General features: G+C 46.3%; 7 protein-coding genes and 2 pseudogenes. 3 read left to right on the top strand and 6 right to left on the bottom strand.

Features of this window, described 5'->3' with window-relative positions; all coding sequences use genetic code 11:
- Nucleotides 1–276, top strand: a 276-nt coding sequence (locus tag BM210_RS29560) for an IS3 family transposase (RefSeq protein WP_143101121.1), incomplete at its 5' end; no start/stop codon positions are given.
- A 92-nt stretch (nt 277–368) separates the two neighbouring features.
- Here the strand turns inward: BM210_RS29560 and BM210_RS29555 are convergent.
- The 5 genes and pseudogenes from BM210_RS29555 to BM210_RS29535 form a co-directional block, all read right to left on the bottom strand.
- The gene (locus BM210_RS29555; protein WP_091176102.1) at nt 369–746 is read right to left on the bottom strand and encodes a VOC family protein; all 378 of its coding nucleotides are present in this window, start codon (nt 744–746) and stop codon (nt 369–371) included.
- Between the two features lie 264 nt (nt 747–1,010).
- On the bottom strand, nt 1,011–1,631 hold the full coding sequence (locus BM210_RS29550) for a helix-turn-helix domain-containing protein (RefSeq protein ID WP_091176100.1): 621 nt from the start codon (nt 1,629–1,631) through the stop codon (nt 1,011–1,013).
- Nucleotides 1,632–1,716: 85 nt separating this feature from the next.
- Nucleotides 1,717–1,887, bottom strand: a complete 171-nt coding sequence (locus BM210_RS35095) for a hypothetical protein (RefSeq protein ID WP_177238078.1) — start codon at nt 1,885–1,887, stop codon at nt 1,717–1,719.
- Nucleotides 1,888–2,125: 238 nt separating this feature from the next.
- On the bottom strand, nt 2,126–2,356 hold the full coding sequence (locus tag BM210_RS35455; RefSeq protein WP_091176097.1) for a hypothetical protein: 231 nt from the start codon (nt 2,354–2,356) through the stop codon (nt 2,126–2,128).
- A 177-nt stretch (nt 2,357–2,533) separates the two neighbouring features.
- Nucleotides 2,534–2,704 (bottom strand): annotated as a pseudogene (locus tag BM210_RS29535) (glyoxalase); the annotation flags it as partial.
- Nucleotides 2,705–3,153: 449 nt separating this feature from the next.
- On the opposite strand from BM210_RS29535, the pseudogene BM210_RS36335 reads away from it, so the two are divergent.
- A pseudogene (locus tag BM210_RS36335) lies at nt 3,154–3,306 on the top strand (hypothetical protein); the annotation flags it as partial.
- Nucleotides 3,257–3,979: a class I SAM-dependent methyltransferase gene (locus BM210_RS29525; protein WP_177238076.1), complete on the top strand. Its 723-nt coding sequence runs from the start codon at nt 3,257–3,259 to the stop codon at nt 3,977–3,979. The pseudogene BM210_RS36335 and the gene BM210_RS29525, both read left to right, overlap by 50 nt.
- An 858-nt stretch (nt 3,980–4,837) precedes the next feature.
- Here the strand turns inward: BM210_RS29525 and BM210_RS29515 are convergent.
- Nucleotides 4,838–11,476, bottom strand: coding sequence for an S-layer homology domain-containing protein (locus BM210_RS29515; protein WP_091176093.1), 6,639 nt, complete (start codon nt 11,474–11,476; stop codon nt 4,838–4,840).
- Nucleotides 11,477–11,491 lie beyond the last annotated feature (15 nt).

Genomic DNA, 11,491 nt, shown 5'->3' with positions numbered 1-11,491 from the left:
CATTACCAAATGCCCCAATATCAGCAGTCATTGAAGGAACAAGGCATAACACAAAGCATGTCACGTAAGGGGAACTGTTACGACAATGCCGTTATGGAGAATTTCTTTGGGATCCTAAAATCCGAGTTTCTATATACAGAAGAATTTGATAGCATTGAACAATTCAAAGTAGAACTTGATCAATATATCCACTATTACAACCACAAACGAATAAAGGCAAAACTAAAACGCATGAGCCCGGTACAGTACCGAACTCATGCGTTAGAGGTAGCCTAACTATATACTGTCTAACTTTTGGGGGTCACTTCATGAAGCAAGCTCCTAACCATAGTTCCCAGTTAGCTCATAAAAAGTAAATTAAAACTTAATTAATAGTTAGAAATCTCTATCAGATTATCATCAGGATCCCTTATATACACAGACGTAATAGGAGCTAATGCTCCTGTTCTTTTTACAGGACCTTCTTCAATAGGTACTCGGCAACTACCTAAATGATGAATCACATCTGGAATTTGGACATCTGTTATAAAACATAGATCGGCGGATCCAGACATTGGAATTTTTGCTTTTGGTTCAAACACTTTACCTACTTCATGTAGGTTTATTTTCTGTTGTCCAAAATGTAGTGCCTTTCTTCCATCCCCAAAAGTGATAACCTTCATTCCTAATACTCGGTTATAGAAGTCACATGTTTTATCAATATTTTTTACAGTCAAAACCAAATGATCCAATCGAGAGATATTCATTGAGGTTAGCTCCTTATTACGGTTATGCTCCGATAATTAATAGTACGATTATAGGAATTGATATTCAACAAACCTGCTCGTTACTTTAATAAACAAAAGAGGAACTCCGCGATGCAAGACCCTCAATTATAGTTCTTCGTTTGCACAATGAGACTATCCGTCATGCAGTAGCCTCGTATCACATTAATCATTCCCTAACTCTCTGGAGATTTTATTAAGTGTCGTTTGTATCCTTCGAGCAGAGCAGCAATAACTCATCAGCAATCAAAGCATAGACTTAAATTGTCCCGGGGTAATCCCCTCGTATTTCTTAAAAACACGGATGAATGCGTTGCTGTTGTAGAAGCCTACTTTAACAGCTGTGTCACCAATGCTCCAGCCCTCGCCGAGAAGCTCCTTGGCTTTGTCAAGCTTCGTCTTATTGATTGTATCCAGCATGGACTCTCCCGTTTGCTCATTAAAAAACTTGGATAAATACGAGGAATGGACATCCATATGCTCTGCAATGGTTATAATGCTTAGATTGACATCCTGGTAATGCTCCGAAATATGCCCCAATACAAGATCTATTATATCCGTGTTGTGGCTTTTCTTATTCTTTTCTACATAATCGCAAACCTGTATTAATATATCAAGCATCACCGATTTCATTTCAGGGACGCTTTCGCAACCCAAAAGTCTCGCAATCGGCTGCAACGTATCCATAAACGATTCTTCGGGAATCGCCATACCATCTAACGTCTTCAGCATCGTTCCAATCATGGCAAACATGAGACATTTGGCCAGGTCAACAGACATCGGTCCACTGGAGAAATTCTTCTCGAAAATGTCCTGCAGGGCATGTTGAGCATTATCCAACTGTCCGGCTTTCATATAATTGATCAACCTCTGCTCCTGCTCAATAGGATAATAAAACTTCTCCGATCGAAAGCTTGTCAGGATTCTTCGTTATGAGATCCGTATATTTCGGTTACCCGTTTTCCATCTTGTAGGTCAAACTATCAACGCCAAAATTTTTCAACAAGTGTCCTTCCTCACTATAGAGATATTCCAACCATTTGACCGTTTCCACAGGGTTCTTGTTGGCAACTGAAATGGCAGCCGCTCCAAAAGTGTTGTACTCCCAAATCCCGTTGAACAAACTTCGGAGCATCCCCCTTGTTCAATACCGGATACTGAACCATGACCAAATTGACCTTTGGATTCTTATCCTTCAAGGCTGGAATGTATTTGCCCATGCTGCTCCCAATATATCCGGAGAAAGCTCCCGCTTTTTCTATTGTTACCTTGGCGTCGAAGGTTTTACCATCATTGGTAGCAAAATCCTTGTCTATCAAGTCTAAGCTGTACCATTTGCTGAATAAGGTAAGAAATTGCTTTTATGAAGCTTCGTAAGGACCATACTTGACCTTGCCGTTATCTACATAAAAATCATTATTGATCCCAAAAGCCTCAAGGAAGCCGGTGATCCCTCCAATATGGGCTTTTGTCAGTGTATAGGAAGAGGTTGCACCCTTATTCTCTTTGAAAGACTTTAATACCTTTACCCATTCCTCAATAGTTTCAGGAGCTGCAAGGCCGAGCTCATCCAACCAATCCTGCCGGAGCATGATGCCGCCAAACACCCGATTTTTTGGATATTGAGAGAAGGAAACGCATAAATATCTCCGTTATCCGTACTGATCTGCTTCTTCACCACTGAATTGCTGTCCAGAATCTTTTTCAAATTGGGAGCATGCTTATCAACCAGATCATTCAAACGGATAATGACATTATCCTGATCGCTAATAACTTTCATTCTCAGTAAAGAAAGAAAAGATATTCTCATTTCCTAATTGGGGTTTTATCACAGTCCCATTCCAATTTTCTATTTCAATCTTCAACACTTCACTGTACCATTATTTTATAACTTAAGGATTGTTAGTTCTCCAAAATATTCCTCCGAAGCCTTTTATCATCTTATCTAAATCCTGTCTGTCATCAAATTTTTAGCTATCCGATTACATTAGATATCCGAGATTGAGATTTTATTTCCTTTTTCAACTATTATGCCCGTTATTGGAGCGAAGATCGAATTATCCTCTTTACAGAACTGGCGACAAGGAAATTCTTCAAATTTAGAACCTACGGCAAAATAATGATTCGTACTGCGGCAAAGAAATAGTTCAAATCACACATATATATGCTACTTGTAAGTTCACTTATACATTAAATATATGGATAAATAATAAAAATATATTATATCTATGATTATATATAGATTACAATAATAACAATGCTTCACAGAGTATCAAAGCAGGGAATTGGAGCAAGAAGGTGATATGGGTAATCGGATCTAACCGAACCAGAAGTGGTTGCTTCCAGTTGGATGCTTTACGCCGTTACCGTGTAGGAAGAATTTTGGCAGGGAGATATTCAACGAAAGCATGTGAGAATTCAATTTTATTGGGATAATGATCAATGGAGAAATCATAGGCTCTGCCCTGATGAGAGAAAGGAAAGATGTTTGCATGAACAACAAAGAGCGCGAAGGTGTTTCGCACGAAAGTGTGACAGATGAGCAGCTTCAGGATCAGTTAAACTATTATCGTGAACGAGCTCCAGAGTATGACGACTGGTGGTACCGTCGTGGCACATTTAATCACGGAGACGAAGCTAACCGAATCTGGTTCGATGATGTCAGCATGGTTAAGGCTGCTTTTAAAGCAGAGCATTTTCAAGGAGACTTCCTCGAACTTGCAGCGGGAACCGGCACTTGGAGTTGTCTGTTCTTAAAAGAAAGTCGGACACTGACAGTTGTAGACGGTTCCGTAGAAATGCTTTCGCATAATCCCGTAGTTGCTGAACCCAATGTGAGGACGATCATTGCTGACCTTTTCAGCTGGTCTCCTGATCATTTATATGATGCAGTTGCTTTTACTTTTTGGATATCGCATTTACCAAGAGAGAGATTGGTCGGCTTTTTCACCATGGTATCAAGCTGTTTGAAGACTGGAGGGAAAATGTTCTTTGTCGATGATCGAGAAGCAGCAGGAACCCGTGAGTCTCATGTAGTGGGGGCATCTGGGCAAACGATGGTTCGGAAACTTAACAATGGTGATCATGCCACTATAGTGAAGAATTTCTTTGGCGACAAGGAGATTGAGCAAATTGCAGCTGATGTGGGAATTGAACTGCATGTGTATTGTACACCTACGTACTTCCAGTATGGAATAGGGTCCAAGACGGTCTAAAGCTGGTATACTACAGAAGGCTGCAGTTCATCTGATATTGGCAGCCTTTTTGATGTTATTGAACTGCCTGTTAGTTGAGCGAAGACGAATTACCCACTTTATAATACTGGCTGCAAAGCAATACTTCAAAAATCGCATTGAAAAAGGGATCTGCAGCAGTCGCAGGTCCCGTTTCAATTAATTGAACTATCGTTTTTCGTTAGATTCCTGTAGATGGATTAATTTCGTCTTTGTAAAAAGAAAAGCGCCTCAGTACGATGGGAGTAAGCAACGGGTAATAGCCCTTTAAATCCCATCGTCTAGGAGGACGCACTACTATGAAGTTTAAATCTCAGGACAAATAAAATCAACTCATTAAAAAATTACCACTCACCATCTGGTAGTCGAGATCGACATCGCTCAGCAAACACATGTCGCACGTGCGGTTAACTTTCGAGGGGTTGCGATTGGTAATCCCCTATCCTTCTCCAATGATGAAGAAAGATTTCAAAATCTTCTTCGTTGGAAATACTCTCAGAAAGCAACGCATAACCTAATTGCAAGCTTTGTGGGCATGGGGCCAACCGGCCATTAAATAAATGCTTTTCGATAGATTTAAAGTACGACTCCTCAATATTTATTGTCGCAAACACGGCATTTCTATAAACGGAATAATATTTCCCATGAACACAATAAAGAATATTCCTAACCACAAAACCAAACATATGTTCAATGTTGACATAGAGGGTCTTACTCTTGGCTACAGTAGACGCTCGCAAGCCCCCGTTCGGGACTTTCACCCTAGAGTTGTCGTCTATGCTGGGCGTACTTAAAGAAGGTGTCGGGGTGAAATACCCCAACACCTTTTTTGTTTTGTTTCTATTTCAACGAATCAATCAAAGAAGCAATTTCAGGGTTCAATTTTAAGGAGCGAAGCAATACGATCAATGCTTCGGCACGAGTCGAGTTTTTGCCCGGAGCAAAGGAACCTTCACCCGCGCCGTTAATAATGCCGGCCTTTGCTGCCGCTTCAATCTGGTCTTTATTCCACGAATCACCGATATCGGTAAACGCAGCGCTGCTTGTTCCTTGAACTGTAGTCAGGTTAATGATTCTAGCGATAATGGCGATCATTTCTGCACGGGTGATGTTAGCTTCAGGGTAGAATGTGCCATCTTCATATCCGTTGATGATACCATTTGATGCAAGTGCCAAGATCGCTTCTTTAGCCCAGCTTTCGTTGATATCACTAAACTGAGCAGCCTTCGATTCGCCAGTACCGATATTGAAGGTTTTGGCAACGATAGCAGCAAACTCGCCGCGAGTGATAGGAGCATCCGGCTTAAATGTGCCATCCTCGTAACCATTAACGACACCAAGCTTCGAGAACACATGTATACTTTCGGCTGACCAATGATCGGATACATCTTCAAACGTTACAGATTCATTAGAAGATCTTATTTTTTCTTCCAATACCTCCTTCAAAACGGAAACCGACTCGGGTTTGCTCAGATCGAATAGCGGTTGACCCGGGGTAGTCGTTACCACTGATACCGGTGTTTCTGGTACAGATGGTGATGCTGGCGTTGCCGGTTCTGCCGATGTTTCTGGTGCAGATGGTGATGCTGGCGTTGCCGGTTCTGCCGATGTTTCTGATGCAGATGGTGATGCTGGCGTTGCCGGTTCTGCCGATGTTTCTGATGCAGATGGTGATGCTGGCGTTGCCGGTTCTGCCGGTGTTTCTGGTGTAGGTGAATCCGGCGTTGCGGCTGTTATTACCGTCACGCTCGGCCCGCTGGTAGACCAGTTGCCTGTCGCATCCCCTGCCTGTACTGCGAATGTAAAGGTGGTTCCTGCTGTTAGACCTGTTACATTATAGCTGTTTATTGCGCTCGTCACTGTTGTAAGCGGTGTTGAGCCCTGGTATACCTTATAGCCTGTAACACCTACATTGTCTGTTGCTGCAGTCCATGTAAGCGTTGTACCTGTTTGTGTCGTATTACTTGCGGCAAGAGTACTTCCGGTAGGCCAAACCGGTGCTGCCGTATCAGTTAAAGCAAGAGTGGTAACATTAACCGTTCTAGCTTCTGACAAATTATTTCCATCGTCTACAGCCTTTACACTGAAGGTATAGGATGTACCTGCGGTGAGCCCTGTTACTGCATATGAATATACATTTGATATTACTGTCTGCAAAAGGGATGAACCATTATATATTTTGTAGCCTGTAACACCTACATTATCTGTTGCCGCAGTCCATGTAAGTGTTGTACCTGTTTGGGTAGTGTTACTTGCAGTGAACGTACTTCCAGCAGGCCAAACCGGTGCTGTCGTATCCGTTGAAGCAAGAGTGGTGACATCAACCGTTTTTGCTTCCGACAAATTATTTCCATCATCTACAGCCTTTACACTAAAGGTATAGGATGTACCTGCGGCGAGCCCTGTTACTGCATATGAATATACATTTGATGTTACTGTCTGCAAAAGGGATGAACCATTATATATTTTGTAGCCTGTAACACCTACATTATCTGTTGCCGCAGTCCATGTAAGTGTTGTACCTGTGTGAGTAGTGTTACTTGCAGTGAGCGTACTTCCAGCAGACCAAACCGGTGCTGTCGTATCCGTTGAAGCAAGTTTCGAGGCATCTACTCGCACGTTGTGCAGCATGACGGTGTTATTGGTACCCGTGTTGCCGTATTCGTAAGAGGAGTTGCCAGAGTTGTTAATGCGGATGCCGAAGCCGCCGAGAATGTTGTTACCCAAAGCGCCGGTATCATCCGTCCACGAGATGTCAACCGAATTAGGCAGATTTTGTTCGGTTTGCAGCGGCGTCTTCTCGGACAGCGTCGAGGCCTGTACGCGAAGGGTGCTGCCCGTCACGGAAACGGTAATGGTGCTCTTTGGCATAAACGCGACTGTCTTAAGGGGCTCGCTCAACGGTGTCTGATTGGCGCCGTCATATTTATTCAGTGTCCATATTGTAGCGTTAGATCCGCCGGCAGCGGTACGTTCCACATGCAGGCCGTACCCGATGCGGGTCGCCGGATCGTATTTGACATAGATATCCATAAAGTTGCCGTTGCCGCCGAAGCCCTGGCCCTCTACCTTGCTAGTGGAGTAGTTCAGGATCAGCGACATGTCGCGATAGCTGCCGACTTGACCGAACACGAATCGGGTATTCGTACCGCTTGAATTGTTCTGAAGGCCCCAAATTTTATCCGTGCCGTTGCTTCCGATGCCCCATCCCCAAGGCACCGCTGTACCGCTCACGCGGTCAAAGAACCATCTGCCCTTAGTGGAGATATTGTCTTCATTGGTAACATACAAATTCTTAAAGTCGGTATACAACGACGTTTCCGTTACGTCAGCCGCCGTGACCGCACGTTTGCTGTATACCGTGATCGGGGCGCCGGCCGGGCTGAATTCATACTTCGGTGTAATAACGGCTCGCAGGTAGTAACCTACGTCGTACTTATTAAGCGCATAATTTTTATACGGATCGTCTACGAAAAATTCGTTAGCATCGTTGCGCATTGTGCCGATATGAATGCCGTTCGTAGTATCGGGACCCGTCTCGCGGTACCACTCGATGACAGACGTATCCTTGTATGCGAGCTGGTTCAGCATGTAACTGAGCGTTGCAAGGTTCTGGCCGATATCAATCGCGGGCACCGTAACTATAGGCGCAGGGACTGCAGTCGGGCGGATGTACAGCGTCGCGCCGGCCGATATACCGCTGGGAAGTGTGCCCGTCACAATCGTCTTAACGATAGCGCCGGTATTGTTCGGCTTAGCGATCAGTGTAATGCTGCCGGTTGCGGTGTCGACTGTGCCGTTCAACAGATTCGTATCGTATGTCCAAACGGTATTCTTTACGTCGACGGAAGACGCCGGAGCCGCGGCTGGCGTCAAAACGGCCTTGTTGGTGCTGTCTGATTTGTCGGAATACATGGTTTTACCCGTTGCGCCGACTAAGAAGCGATACGGCAGGTTGGCGTAAGGTGCCCAATCCGCGCTGTTCTGGCCTTTAGGATCCCAACCGTCATTACCCTTCAAGAGGTTATACACGTTGTATTCCTCCCCGACCTTAAAGGCCTTAAGGGTGTTTCCCGTAAGCGTGACGGAGGTTTGCGGCTGGGACGGGCTGATTACGAGCGGCGTTTTTCCTTCGCCGATTGTGTTGTTCGACACAAAGTGGCGAGCATCCTCGCGCACCACGTTTTCCCACTCGACAGATTGGATCCGGCCGGTGAACTTGCTATCGATGATGGCAAAGATACCGTTCGCGTTAGGGCCTATTGCGTTGGACTGCTTTGCAAGGTAAACATCCGAACTGGTCATTTGTGGCATCCCGACGATTGTGCTGCCCAGCAGGACGTTGATGCCGCCGTTACCGGCACCGTTGACGGACGGGTGGTTGCCGAAGAAATGGAAGGTACTGTTCTCGTACACATTGACACCGCCGGCGAAAATCGAGTCGTCCGTTAATTGGAGAAAGCTGTCTAAGAAATATGCGCGGGTGGGCGCAAGGTTAAGCATCATGTTCAAATAGCCGACGAACCGTGTGTTTTTAAAGTACAGCTTGTCTGGCACGCCTGTGCCGTTGGCTCTCGTTAAAACCTCGGCGTGGTTTTTGGAGTCTATGCGCTTTTTCATATTTTGCGACGGATCGCGCGGATAAACCAAATCCTCCTGCGCGTAGTTTGCGATTGTAATGTTCTCGCTGTGGAAGCCCGAGGAGATGCCAAGCGTATACCAGCTGCCGTTCGCGCCTAAGCCGGTCTCGCCCCCCTCGCCGCGGTTTCCGCTGATGATCGTGTCTGTAGCGTCTTGAGTAAGGCCGAGGAAAGATATGTTCTCGCCCTGAATGCTGAGGCCGATATTCGGACTAGCAATCACGCCGCCTTCCTTATACGTCAAATCCGTCCAGTACACGCCGGGGGCTACGTACACCGTCGTGCCAGTGGGCAGCGTCAGATCGCGCTGGTTTGCGGACAGCGTCCCCAAGGTCTGCAGCGTCGCCGCGACGAAAGGACTTTCAAGCTCTTCAGCCGAGGCATAGGCGTTCAGCAAGCGATGCGTCGCGTCCACCTGGACCCACTTTGCGTGCAGCACCATGGAACCGGCTACTTTTTCGTTCAAAAAGTCCCACATATGGACGCTGGTGGTTTTATCCGTGTACCACCCCACAAATACCCAACCGTCCTTTTTAGGACGAGCTGGAACCGTGATTGCGTCTCCGACATGCACGCGCTGCGGACCGACCGCGCTGCCGCCGCCCGTGTCAAACATGACCAGCTGGTCATTGCCGCTTATCGCGTAGCTATCAGACCAATCACTTTCTCCGAAGGAATTGACCGACTTTACTCTAAAGGCATATGTTGCATCCCTGCTGCCAGCCTGTGCTAAAATAGCGTTCAAGTTGGCGAATTGGTCTATCTTTTGGGTGATAAAGGTGGTTGGCCTGGAATTCGCTTGAACGGTTCCGATTGTTTCCCAATTGCTGCTTCCCTTATCCCACTGAATTTCATAATGGTCTGTCGTAACATCTTTGGACACCCAATTGATTGTAAAGGTATCTTTGTACACAACAATCTTCCCGGGAGCAGGTATAAATGTCGTAGGCCCACCGAAAGCAGAACGCGCTTCATCGTTGATTTTGACGCTTGAAATTGCGGGAGCTGCGGGAGCCGAACCGGGAGCGAGTGTAGGCATAGCACCGGAATTGGTCTCAATCTCGTATCTCAAAGCGGCTACTTGCTCAGGGGTTTCTGTCGGCCATACTCCATTACGGTTTGGCCTGAATGACCAATCCAATTGCGCAGCCGGGCTTGTGGTCATGACCGGATTCGTATTAGTCGAACCCGCAGCAACCACAACGCCAATGTCCAGCTTCGGGTCAAAGTACTTTCGAGAAGCCTCGTCAAATACGTTTGGCTGAAGTCCTAGAGCAGCATCCCTGAGGTCTTGAAGACCTGCCTCTGTAAGACCGGCCATATAATCTGAGGAACGTCTAAAACCATCTATACTAGCAGGGAAGTCGCCTTCCGTTACATCCTCTCTTGCGATGATAAAGCCGGGAGCGTCTCCAAAGAAATGGTTAAACCCGCTTCCAGATATAGAATCAATCGGATCATTACCCCTTGCATGACCCTGGCGGCTTCTAAGGAACGGGAAGTTAACGTTGTTAAAAATATTGCCTTCCGCCCATAAGGTCGCATTGTGGGCTGCGCCAATACCATAACCCGTATTTCTATTTAAGAGAGTATCATGATACGGATGCCCCTGAATATTATCATACAGGTTGTTAAACACGTGAACCCTACCGTTGCGCACACGTGGCGTCCTTTCCTCCGACCCCAGGAACCAGTTGTGGTCTAAGGTGCCATAGTGAGGGCTCATGGAAGTGACACCGCCGCCAATCAGCAAGACCTTGCTGCTTCCGGCATACTTATTGTAAGAAACGGTGTAGTTTCTTGCGTGGTTCGTTATGTCTGTCGCGCCGTCACCCTTTGCCTGGTCAGGGTCCTGATTCAGGGCGAGATACTTGTTCTGTCCGTATCCAAATGTATTATTATGCACCCATACATTAGAAGCCCTTATGGTCGTATTGGTACCGTTAATCTCTATGGCGTCGTCATACCACTGGTCGAACTTGAGGTTGCGATATTCCACGTTGTGGGCACCGCTCGTGCTTATGCCCCAGCCAAAGATCGTCGCATCAGGGCCAATACCTTCTAAGGTTACATTGCCGTTGCCCTGACCGACCTGAATCATACGGTTGTCGTTTAACCCTGGAGGCCCTACCGTGCCGGAATTGGCAACGGTTGAGTTGACCGTTTCAAAAGAACCGACAGTACCCAAGAAGCGAATGACAAGAGGTGTTCTCGCATTTGCAGTAGGTCCTCTGCCAGTTGAGAATACATTCGCCGGAAAGGTTTGCCTCATATTTTCATGGGTTACATAGATGATGATAGCATTGGGATCCACCCTTCCATCCGGCAAATATCCGCCTATTGCTCCATTGAGAGCAAAATTGTGGTTTCCTTCGAATGTATTTGCGTTGGAAGGCACAAACGCTGCGCCATTACGCGGGAAAGACCAAGTTTTCAGATCGGTGAATGAGTGAAGAAGCGTCATGCCGTCAGCCGCCCTGACTTGAATTTCGTAGTCCCCTTTGGGAAGACCAGGAATATCCACACGCCAGGTGTTTCGGGCAGGATCTACCTTGCGAACAAGCTGGGCGTCCACTTCTTTCCAGTCCACAAGCCAGCCTGTAATTGGGGTGTTTTCTCTCCAGTCATAAGCGCCCAAAGTCCGGACGTAAGCCCGGTATCCGCCGACGGATTTACCTGTCCAAGTGGCATACGCAGTTTCAAACCAAGTGCCTGCGCGCGTAGTACCTGTTGGTGCAGCTACATCGTCACCTGTCGCGGCAAACCCGATTGTCGGGAACATACTGAGCACAAGAAGAACGCTGATCAGAATATTGACTACTCTCTTTACTACAATCATACATACACCCCTTAT

Source organism: Paenibacillus sp. 1_12 (assembly GCF_900114475.1).
In the GTDB taxonomy this organism is placed as follows: domain Bacteria; phylum Bacillota; class Bacilli; order Paenibacillales; family NBRC-103111; genus Paenibacillus_S.
This window is presented reverse-complemented; position numbering and strand designations above follow the sequence as displayed.

What these genes read in the sequence shown, in the direction of transcription:
- BM210_RS29555 (WP_091176102.1), bottom strand. Translation starts at nt 746, where the DNA reads ATGAATATCTCTCGATTGGATCATTTGGTTTTGACTGTAAAAAATATT.
- BM210_RS35455 (WP_091176097.1), bottom strand. Translation starts at nt 2,356, where the DNA reads ATGCTCCGGCAGGATTGGTTGGATGAGCTCGGCCTTGCAGCTCCTGAA.
- BM210_RS29525 (WP_177238076.1), top strand. Translation starts at nt 3,257, where the DNA reads ATGAACAACAAAGAGCGCGAAGGTGTTTCGCACGAAAGTGTGACAGAT.
- BM210_RS29515 (WP_091176093.1), bottom strand. Translation starts at nt 11,476, where the DNA reads ATGATTGTAGTAAAGAGAGTAGTCAATATTCTGATCAGCGTTCTTCTT.